This window comes from Spirillospora sp. NPDC048819 (assembly GCF_040650055.1).
Classification (GTDB): Bacteria; Actinomycetota; Actinomycetes; order Streptosporangiales; family Streptosporangiaceae; genus Spirillospora.
In genome coordinates, this window is sequence record NZ_JBEZGN010000007.1 from 235,177 (window position 1) to 251,015 (window position 15,839).

At 68.9% G+C, this 15,839-nt stretch carries 16 protein-coding genes; 4 read left to right on the plus strand and 12 right to left on the minus strand.

Annotated features, from left to right (window positions below; translation table 11 throughout):
- The first annotated feature begins 72 nt into the window (after window positions 1-72).
- Window positions 73-555: a hypothetical protein gene (locus AB0C35_RS13260; RefSeq protein ID WP_358454271.1), complete on the plus strand. Its 483-nt coding sequence runs from the start codon at window positions 73-75 to the stop codon at window positions 553-555.
- Between the two features lie 139 nt (window positions 556-694).
- On the opposite strand, the gene AB0C35_RS13265 is transcribed toward AB0C35_RS13260, so the two are convergent.
- From AB0C35_RS13265 to AB0C35_RS13275, 3 genes are all read right to left on the minus strand, one after another.
- The gene (locus AB0C35_RS13265) at window positions 695-1,534 is read right to left on the minus strand and encodes an alpha/beta hydrolase (RefSeq protein WP_358454273.1); all 840 of its coding nucleotides are present in this window, start codon (window positions 1,532-1,534) and stop codon (window positions 695-697) included.
- A 196-nt stretch (window positions 1,535-1,730) separates the two neighbouring features.
- Window positions 1,731-2,495, minus strand: coding sequence for an NAD(P)-binding domain-containing protein (locus AB0C35_RS13270; RefSeq protein ID WP_358454276.1), 765 nt, complete (start codon window positions 2,493-2,495; stop codon window positions 1,731-1,733).
- On the minus strand, window positions 2,467-3,354 hold the full coding sequence (locus AB0C35_RS13275; RefSeq protein ID WP_358454279.1) for a helix-turn-helix transcriptional regulator: 888 nt from the start codon (window positions 3,352-3,354) through the stop codon (window positions 2,467-2,469). The genes AB0C35_RS13270 and AB0C35_RS13275 overlap by 29 nt, the downstream gene beginning before the upstream one ends.
- Before the next feature lie 139 nt (window positions 3,355-3,493).
- Here AB0C35_RS13275 and AB0C35_RS13280 point away from each other — a divergent pair, with 139 nt between their 5' ends.
- Complete coding sequence (locus tag AB0C35_RS13280) at window positions 3,494-4,180, plus strand: SDR family NAD(P)-dependent oxidoreductase (protein WP_358454281.1); 687 nt, start codon at window positions 3,494-3,496, stop codon at window positions 4,178-4,180.
- 68 nt (window positions 4,181-4,248) lie between these two features.
- Here the strand turns inward: AB0C35_RS13280 and AB0C35_RS13285 are convergent, their stop codons facing one another.
- From AB0C35_RS13285 to AB0C35_RS13320, 8 genes are all read right to left on the minus strand, one after another.
- Window positions 4,249-5,526, minus strand: a complete 1,278-nt coding sequence (locus AB0C35_RS13285) for a D-serine ammonia-lyase (RefSeq protein ID WP_358454283.1) — start codon at window positions 5,524-5,526, stop codon at window positions 4,249-4,251.
- A complete protein-coding gene (locus AB0C35_RS13290; protein ID WP_358454285.1) occupies window positions 5,523-7,016 on the minus strand; it encodes a M81 family metallopeptidase in 1,494 nt (497 codons plus the stop codon). The genes AB0C35_RS13285 and AB0C35_RS13290 overlap by 4 nt, the downstream gene beginning before the upstream one ends.
- A 1-nt stretch (window position 7,017) precedes the next feature.
- Window positions 7,018-8,364, minus strand: coding sequence for an MFS transporter (locus tag AB0C35_RS13295; protein WP_358454288.1), 1,347 nt, complete (start codon window positions 8,362-8,364; stop codon window positions 7,018-7,020).
- Between the two features lie 5 nt (window positions 8,365-8,369).
- Entirely contained in the window at window positions 8,370-9,422 is a 1,053-nt protein-coding gene (locus tag AB0C35_RS13300; protein WP_358454291.1) for a D-cysteine desulfhydrase family protein, read from the minus strand.
- Window positions 9,419-10,153, minus strand: a complete 735-nt coding sequence (locus AB0C35_RS13305; RefSeq protein ID WP_358454294.1) for a hypothetical protein — start codon at window positions 10,151-10,153, stop codon at window positions 9,419-9,421. Before AB0C35_RS13305 ends, AB0C35_RS13300 begins: the two co-directional genes overlap by 4 nt.
- 110 nt (window positions 10,154-10,263) lie before the next feature.
- Window positions 10,264-11,289, minus strand: a complete 1,026-nt coding sequence (locus AB0C35_RS13310; RefSeq protein WP_358454296.1) for an Lrp/AsnC family transcriptional regulator — start codon at window positions 11,287-11,289, stop codon at window positions 10,264-10,266.
- Window positions 11,290-12,162, minus strand: a complete 873-nt coding sequence (locus AB0C35_RS13315) for an alpha/beta hydrolase (protein WP_358454298.1) — start codon at window positions 12,160-12,162, stop codon at window positions 11,290-11,292.
- A complete protein-coding gene (locus AB0C35_RS13320; protein ID WP_358454300.1) occupies window positions 12,146-12,304 on the minus strand; it encodes a hypothetical protein in 159 nt (52 codons plus the stop codon). The genes AB0C35_RS13315 and AB0C35_RS13320 overlap by 17 nt, the downstream gene beginning before the upstream one ends.
- A 125-nt stretch (window positions 12,305-12,429) precedes the next feature.
- On the opposite strand from AB0C35_RS13320, the gene AB0C35_RS13325 reads away from it, so the two are divergent.
- Both AB0C35_RS13325 and AB0C35_RS13330 read left to right on the plus strand, forming a co-directional pair.
- Window positions 12,430-13,059: a GNAT family protein gene (locus AB0C35_RS13325; RefSeq protein ID WP_358454302.1), complete on the plus strand. Its 630-nt coding sequence runs from the start codon at window positions 12,430-12,432 to the stop codon at window positions 13,057-13,059.
- A 1,109-nt stretch (window positions 13,060-14,168) separates the two neighbouring features.
- Window positions 14,169-14,840, plus strand: a complete 672-nt coding sequence (locus AB0C35_RS13330; RefSeq protein ID WP_358454303.1) for an NBR1-Ig-like domain-containing protein — start codon at window positions 14,169-14,171, stop codon at window positions 14,838-14,840.
- 45 nt (window positions 14,841-14,885) lie between these two features.
- Here AB0C35_RS13330 and AB0C35_RS13335 read toward each other — a convergent pair whose 3' ends face one another.
- Complete coding sequence (locus AB0C35_RS13335; protein WP_358454305.1) at window positions 14,886-15,827, minus strand: SpoIID/LytB domain-containing protein; 942 nt, start codon at window positions 15,825-15,827, stop codon at window positions 14,886-14,888.
- Between the last annotated feature and the right edge of the window lie 12 nt (window positions 15,828-15,839).

The window sequence follows — 15,839 nt, forward strand, 5'->3', positions numbered from 1 at the left end:
CGGATTCCGCACTCGCCCAGGGTGGATCGGCCATGATTTGCGCCGGGAGCAATCGGCTGCGGAGGAGTGTCGTTGAGCAGGACAGTGCCGGTGATCTTCGATGGTGCGATGTTGTGGGCTTATGACGTGGCGCTCAGGGTTCTCTTCATCGAGGCGGCGCGAGTCGGTGCTGAGGCGCCGGCGGACCTCCGGCCCTCGTGGTGGCCGGAGTTGGAGCAGGATCTCCGTACGCACGCGTTGGTGGGCGGCGGTTCCGCAGTCCTGCTGGACGACTTCGGCGAGGACCGGCGACAGATGCTCCTGCATTGTGTTGTGGAGGCGGCTCGCCGGATCGAGGCCCGCGGCGGCGTGGACCGAGCCGAAGTCTCGACCTGGCCCGAGCTGGAGGAGAGTGCGACGAGCTTCCTGCGCGGTGCAGAGCACATCAACGCGGCTCCGCTTGTAGAACTGGCAGAGGCTCTGGTCGATCTGGCTGCCGGCGCCCTGCCTCCCGCTCCGGCCGAGCGGCACTGGTACTACGGAACTCCGGCGGGCCGGATCGTGCAAGGCGGATAGGCATGGCTGAGAATGCGCTGGTCACAGCCATTCGTTGATGGCGGCGACCGCGTGGCTTCGCCTGAGCCGGTTGATCCCGGGGCCGGTGAGTGCTCCCCGTCCCGGAGCACTCACCTGCGTGGGCGCAGCGCCTGGCAGCTCAGTTGAGAAAGGAGCGCAGGGCGGCGTTGACCTCATCGGCGTGCGTCCAGAGCAGTCCGTGCGGGGCGCCCTCGATCTCGACGTACTGCGCGTCGGGCAGGGCCTGACGGAAGCGGCGGGCCGTGGCGTCGATGGGGAGGATGTTGTCGGCGGTGCCGTGCAGGATCAGGGCCGGCTTGCCGCTCGCGCGAACCGCCTCGACGTCGGCGCGGAAGTCCTCAATCCACGCGGAGACGACCGCGTGGGCCGCCACCGGAGCGCTGGAGGTCGCGACGTTCCAGCTGCCGGTGACCGCCTCCTGGCTGATCCGGACACCGAGGTTCTCGTCGAGGTTGTAGAAGTCGGAGAAGAACTGCGTGTACCAGGCGTAGCGGTCCCCCTTGGCCGCGGCCTCGATCCCGTCGAAGACCTTCTGCGGCACGCCCTCGGGGTTGTCGTCGCGAGCGACGAGGAAGGGCTCCAGCGAGGCGAGGAACGCCAGCTTGGCGACCCGCTCGTGGCCGTACCGCGAGACGTAGCGGGCGAGCTCTCCTGTGCCCATCGAGAATCCGACGAGGATGACGTCGCGGAGGTCGAGGGTCTCCAGCAGGGTGTTCAGGTCGGCGGCGAACGTGTCGTAGTCGTAGCCGGTGCCGACCTTGGACGACCGGCCGAAGCCGCGGCGGTCGTAGGTGATGACGCGGTATCCGGCGGCGAGCAGCTCGCGCGTCTGGCGCTCCCAGCTGTGACCGTTCAGCGGATAACCGTGAATGAGGACGACGGGCTGACCCGCGCCCTGGTCTTCGTAGTAGAGCTCGACGGGGGTGCTGTTCTCGTTCCCGACGGTGATGAATCCCATGATCTCTTTCCCTTCGGAAGGTGATGGTGAAACGGCTGTTCTCACTGGCGGCCTGATGTGTAAGGCGCTGAACAGGGCGGGTGTACCCAGCCGGGAGCGCGCACACCTGCTTGCGTCGGCCGAGCCCGACGGTGCAGCGCCCAGGATCCGGTCGCGGTGCCGCGCGATCGATACCGCCTGGGCCGCAGCCGCCATTTCACGTCGAGATGATGGGCTTCGCTCGTCTCAGGTTGAGAGCCAACTCCTCACGATTCTGCCGCGCGTGATGGACCCACGCGGGCTGGCCGGGAGCGGTACGCCAGGATTCGCTCAGCGGGCTGTTGTCCACGGTGTCGAACCCGAATTGGTCGTACAGCCGCGTGACGATTTCCACGGCCTCGGGGTAGTCGCTCGAGACCGACAGCGCCAGCCGCCGCGGGTCGCCTGCCGGGCGGGCGGCGCTGAACAGGCGCGGGGCCTGGATGTGGGTGAACGCCTTGGCGACCTTCGACGCCGGGAGCTGCTCCTGGCGAAGTTCGTGCACTGTCTTCTCGCCGGAGTCGATGACCGGGAAGTGGCCGTCGCGCCAGCTCATGTAGTTGTTCGTGTCCAGGACGACCTTGCCCGCGAGTTCCTCGACGGGCATGTCGTTGACGAGTTTGAGGGGGACGGCGATGACCACGAAATCACCCGCGGCCGCGGCCTCCGCGGCATAGGCGGCACGCGCCGACGGGCCGAGTTCGTCGATGAGGTCTTTCAGGGTCTCGGGCCCCCGCGAATTGGCGATGACGACCTTGTACCCGTTCGCTGTCGCCGCGCGCGCGATCTGGCTTCCGACCTCGCCCGCGCCGATGATGCCGATGGTTGTCACAGGTGCCTCCACCCCAAAACCTTGATTGAAATGCTGCTCCTGCGCGATCGCGCCGTGCGTCGCATCTGGCGCCCGAACGGGTTCACCCGAACGCGGCGCCGTCCGCCTCACGTATCGGAGCGGCGGAACCCCGGGCGTCCGGTGTTCGTGCGGGGAGGTCCGCCGAGGCCAGGAGGGTCAGCTTGTCCGCGTCGTCGGATTCGGGGTCCGGGTGGTACACGACGAGTTTGAGGTTCTCGGCCCCGCCCACGCTCAGCCGCTCTCTGTTGAGGGTGAGTTCTCCCAACTGCGGGTGATCGAGCCGGATCGGCGTCCCGCGCTGTCCGCGTACTTCATGCCGGGCCCAGAGCCGGCGGAATAGAGGGCTTGCCAGTGAGAGCTCTCCGACGAGATCGACGAAGCGGGGATCGTCGGTGTCGTTGCCCACGGACTGCCGCAGGTTGGCGATCAAGCACTCCGTGACGTTCTCCCACTCTGGGTACAGTCGCTGCTGGCCCGCGTCCAGGAACATGTCCCTCAGCTGGTTGCCGCCCACGACGAGCCGGGGATCGAGGACTCTGGCGAGCGCGTTCGAGGCCAGGACGTCGAAGTACCGGCCTTCGATGAAGGCGGGCTGGACGAGGGAGTCCAGGAGCTTGAGCGCGCCGGGCGGCACGGTCTCCTTGCGCGGTCGGCGTCTGCGCTGACGGGGCGCCTCGGCGACCAAGGTCAGCAGGTGGGCGAAATGGTCGTCGTCGAGCTGCAGCACGCGCGCGATCGCCTCGAGGACCTGCACGGACGGGTTGCGGTCGCGGCCCCGCTCCAACCGCAGGTAGTAGTCGGCGCTGATGCCGGCGAGCATGGCGACCTCCTCCCGCCGCAGGCCGGGCACACGCCGCACACCGAGGTCGGGGATGCCCGCCTGCTCAGGCGTCACCAGCTCGCGCCGAGCGCGCAGGTACGCACCGAGGGCGTTCGGTTTCTCGCTCATGTGACCAGCCTAAGTCGCCGTGAAGCCGGTAGAGGGGGCCCTGTCGCACCCCAGGCTCGACAGGGCTCTGGGACCGGAGAGCGGCCCCGCCTAGCGTGCCTAACGGCCGCTCGGGCCAGATATTTCGGGAGGCGAACACATGACCGTCACACTGATCACCGGGGCCAACAAGGGCATCGGTTTCGAGACAGCCAAGCAGCTTCAGGAGTTGGGCCACGTCGTCTACATCGGCGCGCGCGACGTCGAGCGGGGGGAGAAGGCGGCGGCGGAGATCGGCGCCCGATTCGTCTGGCTCGACGTGACCGACGATGCGTCGGTGAACAACGCGCTTGCGACGATCGGTGCGGCCGAGGGCCGGCTCGACGTCTTGGTGAACAACGCGGGCATCCTGGCGGCCGGAGACGTCGACGGCCCCTCGGCGCTGCGTGCCTTCGACACCAACGCGGTGGGGATCGTGCGGGTCACGGAGGCGGCGCTCCCGCTGCTGCGCAAGTCCTCGAACCCCACCGTAGTCACCATTTCGAGCAGCGCCGGGTCGTTCTGGGCGGTGACCAACCCCGACCGGCCCGAGTTCCACCTGTTGTTCGCTCTCTACTCCGCGTCCAAGGCGGCGGCCACCATGTTGACGGTCCAGTACGCCAAGTCCCAGCCGGGCATCAAGTTCAACGCGCTGGAACCCGGCACCACCGCCACGGACATGACTGCGGCCTTCGGAATCGGAAGGCCGCCCGAAGAGAGCGCCAAGGTCGTCGTGGGCCTGGCGACCCTCGACGCTGACGGACCGACGGGAACCTTCCAGGACGAGAACGGGGCATTGCCCTGGTAGACGGGTGAGGGCCCACGGGAATGTGGGTCCTCACCCCGTCGCGAACGTCTTCCTGCGCGTGCTGCGCCTCACCGCGTTTTCCGTTCGCCTCCGGCGGCGTTCAGCCAGGCGTTGAACTCGGCTTCCGGGGCTCCCGAGCCTCCGGTCGCCCACACGATGTGCGTCGAGTCGTCGATACGGCCGTTGAGGGCGTGCCGCTCCAGGTAGGTGCGGCCCTCAGGCGTTCGGGTCAGCATCCGCGGACCGGGCAGCGCCGCAGCCGCCGACGGCTCGACACGTTCACCCACGGCCTCATGGATGTGGGCGACGGCGCGAAATGCGTCCGCGTCCGTCACGGTGAACACCCCCGAGGCCCTGGGCCCCGCGGCGGCGACCGCGATCCCGGAAGCGAGGGGCACGGCCAGCCCGTCCAGGTCGGTCCGGTTGGTCAGCCCGTGGTCGTAGACCGGGCGCGGTGAGCCGTGGAGCAACCCGAGCAGGACGGAAGGCGACTGGACCGGCTCCACGAAGAAGCAGTGGACGTCGCCGCCGAACTCGCGCCGCAGGCCGAGGGCGATGCCCGCCGGGGCACCGCCCACCCCGCACGGAATGTAGACGAACAGTGGATTCTGCTCGCCGACCGCTGTTCCCGCGCGCCGCAACTGTTCCTTGAGGAGCGATGCGGCCGTGCTGTAACCCCACAGCAGGGACCTGGAATCGAGGTCGTCGACGAAATGCGCGTCGGCGTCCCCGGCCGCTGCCTTCCGCCCTTCGGAAACGGCGCGTTCGTAGTCACCGTCGTGGTCCACGACCCTCGCCCCTGCCTTACGGAGGCGTTCCTTCTTCCATTCTTTGGCCTCGCGTGACATGTGCACCGTCACCTGGAAGCCCAGCAGTGACCCCATGATGCCGATGCTCAAGCCCAGGTTTCCTGTGGAGCCCACCTCCAGCCTGTGGTGGGCGAGTGCCCGGCGCGCCCGCCGTAGCGACTCGCCACCGGTGGGCGTCGCACCGAGAAGCGCCTCGGCGTGTTCGAGAACCTCGTGAAAGCCGCCGCGGGCCTTCACCGACCTGGCGACAGGAAGGCGGTGATCCCCCTTGATCCAGAGGGTGCCGTTTTCGCCGTCGAGATGGTCTGGCTGGAGCGGGCGCGCGGGAATCAGCGGTGAGTCCACCGTTCCGTTCGTCCGTGCGAAGTCGGGGTGCAGTTCCGCCAGCGAGCCCCGCCAGTTGCGGAACCGGTTCAGTGCCTCCTCGTAGCCGGTTCCGTTCTCCCACTCGTCCTCGGCCGCGTGTCGCGCACGGGGGTTGAGCCAGAGGCCCGGCGTCCCCTCGTCCAGCCAGGACGGGACGCGCTCCCCGCTCACGGTCGACCGCCGAATACGGGTCCATGGCCGTAGAGCCGCGTCCCGGGCCGGAGTTGCCGGTAGCGGACGCTCGTGGGGTCCATCGGGACGCCCGCCGGTTCGGCGAACTCGATCACTCGGTCGGCGATGCCCGCGAAGTCGGCGCGGTAGTGGTTGGTGCTCTTCACGACTATGAGGGGGTAGTCCTCGGGGACGGCGCCGACCGTGGCGAAACACGCCCGCTCGATGTACCAGGAGCGGCGGCTGCTGAGGACGACGGAGAGGCCGCCGACCCGGACGTGCGCCATCCGCCCGAGATCGAGTTCACCGCCGGCGAGCATGGGACCCTCAAGGGGGAAGGGGCCGTCGTGCAGGCCCATCACCTCTACCTCGGCCTCGAACGGCTCGTGCCCGGGCAGGTGCTTCCCGCCGATGCCCAGCCGCAGGGTCGCGCCGACGCCCGCCGCGTGCGCCGCCTGCGCCGACTGCGGGTCGAAGACGACGCCGACCACGGCGCGCGGCGCCGCGAGTTTCCGCAGGGTCGCCAGGATTTGAGGGGAGTCGCTCGGCGACCCGCCGCCCGGGTTGTCCTGAACGTCGGCGAGGACGGTTCGCCCACCGTCTCCGGCCGCCAGCGCGGTCTGGACGGCCGACACGCTGTCGGGCAGATCCACCCGGAACGCGTGCTCCGCTTCGAGAATCACCCGTTCGAGGCTCGCCAGGGCGTCCTCCAGGGGCCCGGCCTCGGGACCGAACCCGAAGACGCTGGGGTGGCAGTGCGGCACGTCGGCCGGCGAGAACCCCATCATCACGGTGAGGAAGGTCCCGGGAGGGCACTCCGCCTCCAGTTCACGGAGGCGGTCGTAGATGGTCCGGCCGGGTTCGGTGTCGGTGGACTGCAGGTAGATGGGCATCAGGAAGGGCACGGCGACGTGGCCCCGTGCGAGAGGCGCGCCGGCCGCAACGCGCGCACGGAGCAGCCCGTGGGCGCGCGCGCCCGTCGCGTACATGTCGGTGTGCGGGTAGGTCTGGTACCCGACGGTGCCGTCCACCGCCTCGACGAACTCCGCCGAGGTGTTGCCGTGCAGGTCGAGCGTGGTGACGATCGGGACGTCGGCGCCCACCAGCTTCCGTACGCGGCGGGCCGTCTCCGCGTCGGCGTCGGCGATGTGCTCCGCGACCATCGCCCCGTGCAGTTCCAGGAAGACTGCGTCGAACGGCCCCGCTGCCTGCAAGGCGCCGAGTAGTTCCTCAAGGAGCCGCTCGTAGCACTCCCGGGTCAGATGTCCGCTGGACTGGGCGAGCGAATGGTAGACGGGCACCGGATCGTCGCCCGCCTTGCGGGCCGCGTCGGCGAACCCGTGGAGGGAGAACAGCGGCGGGGTCTTCGCCAGGACGTCCGCCCCGCGGAGTACCGGTCCTCCCTTGAAATCGCCGAAGTCGGTGTACGTGGTGGGGAACGGCGAGAAAGTGTTGGTCTCGTGCACCAGTCCCGCGACCGCGATCCGCATTTCAGACCTTTCCGTTCTCTGTCGTGCGCGTGTCCTCGTCCCGGACGAGGGGGGTGCCCTTCGTCTCCGGCAGTGCCCACAGCACCACGGTCAGCGAGACGATCGACGCGCACGTCAGGTAGATGGCCGGGGCGGTGACGAGCCCCGTCTTGTCCACGAGATAGGTGGCGATGTAGGGGGCCGTCCCGCCGAACAGCATCGTGCAGGTCCCGTACGCCACGGCCGAACAGGTGTACCGCACCCGGGTCGGGAACAACTCCACCGTCACCACCCCGGCGATCGGCACGAGGAGGAACGGGGACATCATGAGCAACTGCGCGGCGATGACCGTCGCCAGGTTGTTCTCGCCGACCAGCGCCATGGCGGGCCAGGGAACGACGGCGAGCCCGGCGCACAGCAGCATCAGTCCCCGCCGGCGGGGGATCCGGTCGGCGACCCGCGCCGCGAACGGCAGGCCGACGATCAGGAACCCCAGCGAGAGGGAGCTGACCAGCAGCGACTTGCCGTCCCCGATGTTTCCGCGTTCGATCAGGTAGCTGGGCATGAACACGAACGCCAGGTAGAAACCGACCTGGATGGCGATCCAGAACCCGAACAGGGTCGCCATTTGCCTGCCATGGCTGCGGAATGCCTCCCGTACGGGGAAACGAGCCGTGCGGCCTTCGGCGGCCACCGTGCGGTACGCCTCGCCGTCCTGGATCCGCATCCGGATGTATAGGCCGATCAAGCCCAGCGGGAGGGCGGCCAGGAACGGGATGCGCCACCCCCACGACTCCATGTCCGGGGTGGACACGCTCCACGCGAGGAAGGTGACCAGCAGCGCGGCGCTCAACTGCCCCAGGAACTGTGAGATCTGCAGGGTGCTGCCGTACCAGACGCGACGGGAGTCCGGGGACGCCTCGATGAGCAGCGTCTGCGCGCCGGACTGCTCGCCGCCCGCGGAGAATCCCTGCGCGAGGCGGAGCAGGACGAGCAGCGCCGGCGCCCAGAGCCCGATCTGCGCGAAGGAGGGCATCAGGCCGATCAGGCCCGTGGAAGCGGACATGATCAGGACGCAGATCGCCAGTGACGTCCGGCGGCCGTAGCGGTCCCCGAGGTAGCCGAAGAAGAAGCCGCCGAGCGGCCGGGCGAAGAACGCGATCGCGAACACCGCGAACGTCGCCAGCAGTTCCGCGGTGCGGTCGCTCTGGGCGAAGAACTGACCGGCGATCAGGTAGGCGAGGTAGCCGTAGACGGCGAAGTCGAACCATTCCACGAAGGTGCCGACCGCCGCGCCCGTGACGACTCTTCTGAGCTGGGGGTCCGCCGTGGGGGCCGCTTGGTCCGAGGCAAGGGTGGGACGAAGCATTTCTCTCACTGTGTTTCTGTGAGGGGGATGTGATCGTTGAGGTCGGATGTCTTGCCGAAGAGTCCGCCTTGGCCTCCGGTGTGCCAGAAGACGAGCGGCCTGGTGCTGTCGACCCGGCCGGTCCTGATGAGGTCCAGCAGGCCGCCCATGGCGCGCCCGGTGTAGACGGGGTCCAGGACGACGCCCTCCAGCCGCGCCACCAGGCGGATCGCGTCCACCTCCAGCGGGCTGACGACGCCGTAGCCGCCTCCCAGGTACTCGTCCCGGACGTCGATGTCGTCCGCGAGGTCGTCCGCGAGGCTGGCCGGTCCGCCGGCCTCGGACAGCAGCCGCCCGACGATGCCCCGCAGCGTCCCCGCAGGGTGCAGCACCGAGATGCCGATCGTTCGTGATCCAGGGGCCCAGGCGGTCCGCCCGCCCCGCACCAGCCCGGCCTGTGTGCCACCGCTGCCGGACGCCACCACGACGGTCACCCCGGTCTCGCGCGCCGCCGTCATCTGCCCGGCCAGCTCTTCGGCGGCCCGCTCGAACCCGAGAGCTCCGGTCGCGCTGGAACCGCCGAAGGGGATCAGGTGCGGCCGGGCGCTCGTCGCCATGAGTTCGGCCTGAAGCGCGTCCAGGGAGGCGGTGAAGGGCGGGCCCTCGTCCGTCCAGTGGAGGTGGGCGCCGTGCAGAAGGTCGAGCAGAAGGTTGCCTTCGACCAGTCCGGGCCTTTTCCCGCCGAGGACGACGTGGCACGCCAGGCCATGCCGGGCCGCCGCCGCGGCCGTTTGCACGACGTGGTTCGACTGTGGACCGCCCGCGGTGATGAGGGTGTCGGCACCGGCGCGCAACGCCTCCGCGAGGAGGTATTCGAGTTTTCGCGCCTTGTTCCCGCCCAGCGCGAGACCGGTCAGGTCGTCGCGCTTCATCCAGATCGGCGGCCCGCCCAGGTGTTCGCTCAGCCGGGGCAGCGGCACCAGCGGGGTCGGCAGGAGCGCCAGTGGCACCCTGTCGGGCGCGATGGCCGGCTCCTGGCCGGACCCGTCGGTACGGCGTTCCTCGCCACTGTTCGTCATACTCGTATCTCCTCAACCTCGCTGCAGAAGTCCCAGCGCGGTTTCGTCCGGATTTCGGCGATGCGTCCGAACACCTCCGCGCAGCCGCCGGAACGTGGATCGACCGTCTTGAGCGCCCGGTCGAGCAGTTGCTCGAACCGCACCGGGGGCGTCGCCGCGTCCACTCCCACCAGGTGGATGTCCGACCACGTCGGCAGGCTCGGGTCGGCGAAGAGGACGTCCTGGGTGGTGAGCGGCAGGAATTCCAGGGCGTGCCCCTGCCGCAGCATCTCCGCCATGGCCGGTGTGCAGTGCCGGCGCATCGTCGAGTCGTACTCCGCTCTGTGCTTGTCGGGCACGGAGATGTACTCGACGGCCGTGACCCGGTCCAGCGGTGCGTTCGCGCCTGCGGCGCCGTGCAACATGGGGCCCGACATCGTCTCCGCCCGCTTCGCACCGTCCGCGCAGCAGTCCGCGCCCGGGTCGAACACCTGCCGCAACGGCGGTGAGGGCTCCGCCGAATCCGGCAGGCAGTGCAGGTGCAGGACGTTCCACAGGTCCCGCTCGTCGCCGGCCGCGTACGTCAGGACGCGCCGGTAGGTGCGCCGCCACAGCAGCCGGCCCGCCCGCTGTTCGGCCCGCCAGTGGCCGAGGTGCGCCGACGCCAGATGCCGCACACGGTCGGAGAACTGCGAGGTCGCGACCGCTTCGACCACGGCGATGCAGCGGCCGGTCGTGCTGACTGTCTCCATGCGCACCAGGTTCCACGCCTCGCGTCCGGTACCGCCGGGATCGCCGTACCGTCCGGCTCAGACGCCGCCCGATGCACGAAACACCGCGTCAACCTGCGGCGAACGCAGGATTACGAAACGTCGGCGCTTCCCGAGGGCTCCGTGGAGTGCCAGGGGTCGAGCGGGATGATCTCGCTGGCGCGCCCTTCGCCGTCGAGGACGCGTCCGGACAGCTTGCGCTGAAGAGTCACGTACTGGACTTCGTTCAGCCGCAGGCCGGGATCCAGAACCTCCAGGTCGGAGAGCAGCTCACCGACCTGGGACCGTTCATGCGTGCTCAGCGCGAACAGCAGGTTGGACGTGCCGCTGATCTCCACGGCGAGCCGGCAGCACCGCCACTCGGCGATCTTCGATGCGACCTCCCGCAGGGAGTTCTCGGGCACGCGCAGCCATACGAGGACGAGGACCGGCCAGCCCGCGACCGCCCGCGCCATGTCGCAGCGGATGTCGAGGAGGCGTGCTCCGACCAGCCGGTCCAGGCGGCGCTTCTCCGCCTCCGCCGTGGCGCCGAACGCGGCCGCCAGCGTCTTCAGCGTCGACCGGCCGTCGTGGGACAGTTCCACGAACAACCGGCGCCCCTTCTCGTCCACCTCCGCCGCCGTACCGAGTGGCAGAGGCTTTCTCGACTCCGCCAGCGCGGACCGCTGCGCGCCGCTCAGCGCGCCCAGCGGCCACTGAATCGATCCGTACAGGCGGCCGCAGATCTCCGTGCGGGACGCCGCGATGCCGTCCAGCGCGACCAGCGAGCTGAGGGAGCGGGTCAGGGCCGCCCAGTCCGGGAACAGCACCAGCACGAACAGGTCGTACTTGCCGGTCGTCTCCTGGACCGTCAGCGAATGCGGGAGGCGCACCATCGCGTCGATGACCTCTTCGCGCCCGTGCGGTGCGAGTTCGGCGCGGATCACCGCCATGCCCAGTTCGGGCCACAGCGCGGGCCCCGGCCACGCCGTGACCCACGCCAGCCCGCCGTCGACGATGCGGTTCCACCGGCGGGCCAGCGTCGTCGGCGAGGCGCCGAGCAGCACGGCCAGGTCCGTCCAGCGAACCCTCGGCCGGGAGATCAGCGCGTCGATGATCGCGAGGTCGAGCTCATCCATCTAGTCGGTGGCGGCCTTCGCGAGCAGCGATGTGAGGATCGCTTCGGCGTGTGTCCACAGCAGCGCGCCGCCGATCCCCGGCACCACCCTGCGTTGGGCAGTGGTCATGCGGGTGGCGAGGAGTGCTCCCTTGTCGGGTGAGTGGCTGGTGTCCAGCTCGCCGTACCAGATGTCGACCGGAACAGTGATCTTGTCGAGGGTGAAGGGCCAGCGTCCCATGGCCAGGACCGTATCGCGCGCGTAACCGGCGGCGCCTTGGGCGAAACCCTCGTCCAGGGCCCTGCGGTAGGCGGCTGCGAAGTCCGGATCCCGGTACACGGCAAGGTCGCACTCCGGACTTCCGGCCATGACCATGTCCCACATGACGTCGGCGGTGAGGCCGGCGAAGAACTCTTCGGCGCCGTCCGGGTCGGACGCGGTCCGTTCGACCAGGCCGCGCAGGTCCGCCGGCAGGGCGGACGCGAACTCCGGCGCGGCGACCTCGTCCGCGCCGGAGACCACGGCCATCGCCGACGCGACGCCCGCCTCAGCGCAGGCGATGGCGAACGGCGCACCCTGTGAGTTCGCGACCACGGCCGGAATCCCCAACCCGCGTAGCGTGCAGAGTCGACGCATGTCACCGGCGAAGTCGGAAAAGGTCCGCCCGGGTGCGGGTGTGGAAACACCGAGCCCGGGACGATCCACGGAGACCAGGCGCACACCGAGCGCCTCAACGGCACCTGCACCGAAGCCGAGCCACCGGCTGGTGGCCGCACCCGGGCACAGCAGCACGGGAACCCCGTCCGGCGGTCCCCACTCCGCCCAGCCGAGCAACCGTCCATCAGACAGACGAACCTCTCCCAGCCGGACAGGATCATCAACGTAAGCAGCCATATCCCACCATCATGTCCACGGTCACGCCACGCCGCATTCTGATTTCGGCCAGGTGGCCACCGTTGAGCGTCAGCCGCTCGATGAGTTTCTCCGCGACCAGATACCGGGACGTCTCCTGGGCCTGCTCGAAGTAGGACCGCATGTGCGTCGCGATGGTCTCCTGCAGCCCCAGAAACGTGCGGCCGACGTACGCGGCGACGCCGGCCCTACCGTGCCGACGACACCGATGACGAGCACCCCATTGGCCTCGGCCGATACCGTCTATGCATGGCCCGCAGTGAGGTAGGCGAGAGTCTCACACAGACACAAACCGAAATCGAGACGTTCCTCGCGGCAAGGAATGACGAGACCTCTCGGGTGACCTTGCGCTCCATCACCGGCCGCGATGAACAGCAGTTCCTGGACCTGGTCCGCGCCAGCGTCGGCCTGCATCATCCGTGGATGCCGCTGCCCGCCACATCACAGGAGTTCCAAGCCTTCCTAGCCCGGCTCGACCATGCCAGCGCCCAAGGCCTGCTGATCTGCCTGCGTGAGACCGGAGCCCTCACCGGCATAGTCAACATCAACAGCATCATCCGAGGCCGCCTCCAAAGCGCCTCCCTCGGCTACGCCGCGTTCGCACCCACCGCCGGCCAGGGCTACATGACCGAAGGCCTTGGCCTGGTCATCCGCTACGCCTTCGACCAACTCCGCCTGCACCGCCTGGAAGCCCAGATCCAGCCCGGCAACCACGCCTCCATCAACCTCGTCCAGCGCCTCGGCTTCCGCAACGAGGGTTACTCACCCGACCTGCTGTTCATCGACGGCGCCTGGCGCGACCACGAACGCTGGGCCATCACCAACACCATGATCAGCCCCGGCCCATGGCCTCCCCACCCCACCCTGCCCGCCCGCTGACCACCTGATCACCCCTTTCCTGAAGGGGAACTAGTAGGTGGGAGCGTCCGCTCCTTGTCCTTGTCCGTCGAGCCGCGGCGGTTGCGAGGAGTTCAGTGCGGGAGTTCAGCCTTGCCGCCGTCAGAACCGGGCAGACGCCGGGCGCTGGACCTGGCGGCTGCGATCTCGCTGGCCCCAAGGGGGTCTCAGGACGGCGCCAGGCATGATCGCGGACGGGCATGGCAGGGTGCGTTTGCTCTGGTGAGGGGTGGTGGGTCACGTGGGACTCGAATCCACAGCCTACGGATTAAAAAGCCGAAACTGCCGTATCAGCGGCGGTGCTTTCGGTGCCATTCTATGCTGGCCTGTCCGCGTCGAGCCCCATTTCCATGTCGCCCGATGTCGTCGCGTGTCGATGCGTTTGGTGTGGATGAGCGCCGCCCCTTCATTCGACCCCCTCGACGGCCTCACCAGGGAAGCCGGGGCGTCGGCGGATGCCAGTCCGTCAAAAGGTCCTTCGGCCATGACCTGATCGGCAGGCTGACGAGCGCACAGGTCTCCGGTCACGACGTCGGGGTAGCCCAAATGCTCGGCGCGCAGCGCGGGCTGGGGCGTAGTGGCCCTTCTCGCACGTCACCCGGCGGCGGGCGCGCTGGACTGCGGCGATGAACTGGGGTGGTCAATCTGACCGTCGCTGGACAAGCGAGTCTCCCCCGGATTTAAGTGCTTGCGGATGATCATAAATAGGTCGTTCAAGGGTTGAGGGGAGGCCGGGACGCTGTTAGCTTCACCCGGTGGACGACATGCGTGCACAGGCGGAGGCGATCGAGGACTTCGCGGCGGCTCTACGGGAACTGCGCAAATCGGTTGGCGACCCTCCCTTCCGGGAGATGTCCGGGCGATCCGGGGCTATCTCGCACACGACGTTGCACGAGGCCACGAAGGGAAACCGGCTCCCAAGTTGGGGGACCACCGCAGAGTTCGTCAAGGCGTGCGGCGCGGATCCGGACGCGTTCCGCGGACGCTGGGAGGCGGCGAACCAGGCGGTCAGGTCGGTGAGCGCACGCAAGGCCGAGGTCGCTCGTCCGGCCGGCGAACTCGCGGCCGCGAGCGCCGTGGAACCGCGTCCCGTGGACGTCGACATCACGTCCCAGGCGCCGTCGCCCACCGCGGTGTCCGTGCCCATGCCTCCGGAGGAGGTCGCCGACGATGGGCAGTCGGGCCTTGCCGCCTCGCGGGGGCGGTTTCGGGTTGGGCGGTTGGGCACGTTGGCCGCGGTGGTCGTCGGCGTGGGGGCGGCGATCGTCGTCGCGGTCGCCGTCACTCGCGGCCCCGGGGTCGGCGGGGACGGGCTGAAGCCTGTCGACAGCCGGTCGAAGGCCGCGCTGTCGCCGGCCGACTGCCCGGTGCGGGCGACCAATCCGCCTCCGGCGCCGCCCACGCACAAGGGCGACGCGGCCGCGTTCATAGCGGACATCACCTTGCCCGACTGCACGCGCGTCGGCGGAGGCACGACCGTGACCAAGGTGTGGCGGCTCAAGAACGCCGGAAAGGTGCCGTGGGAAGGGTATTCGCTGCGTCGCCTCGACGTCCCGCAGCAGGCCGATCAATGCCAGACCATCTCCGACGTGCCGATCGACGACACGCGGCCGGGAAAGATGGTCGACATCCGGACCCAGATCACCACGCCGAAGAAGCCGGGCCTCTGCTACGTGCGGTTCAAGATGGTGGACGCGTCGGGAAAGGTCGCGTTTCCCGGAAACCGGCCCGTCAACTTCCAGGTCATCGTCGAGGAACGATAGTTCCCCGCCGCGGCGGGGCGCGGCGGGGAACCAGGGAGCGCGGGATCAGGAGAGGGCGATCCCGCTGTAGTAGGCCTTGAGGATCCTGGAGTAGGCCCAGCCCGCGTTGGCCTTATCGCGGGAGCCGTACTGCGACATCCAGTCTCCGGTGACCCATCCGCCGCACGCCGTCGTCGTGGAGCAGTAGTGGGCCTGGAGGATCTTTCCGCCGCGGGTCATCCGGGTGCCCCACGTCGCGTCCACCGCGGAGCTGGTCGACGCCTTCGCGGAGCCGGGCTTGTACACCTGGCTCGACGTGGTGTCGTAGACGTCGAAGCACCGGCCGTCCGACGTCTTGCGCGTCGAGTGCAGCGCCCAGTACCAGCCGTAACTCTTGACGGCCATCGCCCCGGCCTTGAGGGACTCCCGCGGCCAGCTCGACACCCACTCGTTGGGCAGGACGTTCTTGACGTAGGTCTTGAACGCCACCCGGTCCACCCGGTTGAGGGAGACCCGGTACACGAGGATCGTCGTGGGCAGTTTGGTGTTGGTGCCGTCGGTCTTGCAGCCGGTCGATCCGGAGCTCAAGAACCGGTGGGAGGCGTTCTGGTTCTTCAGGTTGGAGTTGAGGTTGCCTTTGGCGCCGGCCTTGAAGTCCTGGTAGGTGCCGCCGTAGTTGCTGTTGTAGTAGACCCGGACGGTCTTGCTGCTGCGGTTCCAGACCGAGGCGGCCTCGTTCTTGATGCACAGGCCTTTGCCGTTGCCTGGGCCTTTGAAGTCGTAGCAGGACGGCTGCTGTGTGCCGTAGTCGGCGACCGATCCCGTGAAGTCCGAGACCGACCCCGCGTTGTTGCTGTTGTAGTAGTAGCAGAACTCGCCGCTGTCGCAGACGCCGTCGCGGCTCGCCGCGGAGGCGGACGTCGCCGGGATGAACACCGTCCCGCCGAGCGCCACCGCGGCGGTCGCCGCGGTGAGCCGCGGGATCAGTCGCGCTGTTCGTGTCGACACAGTCGTCTTCCT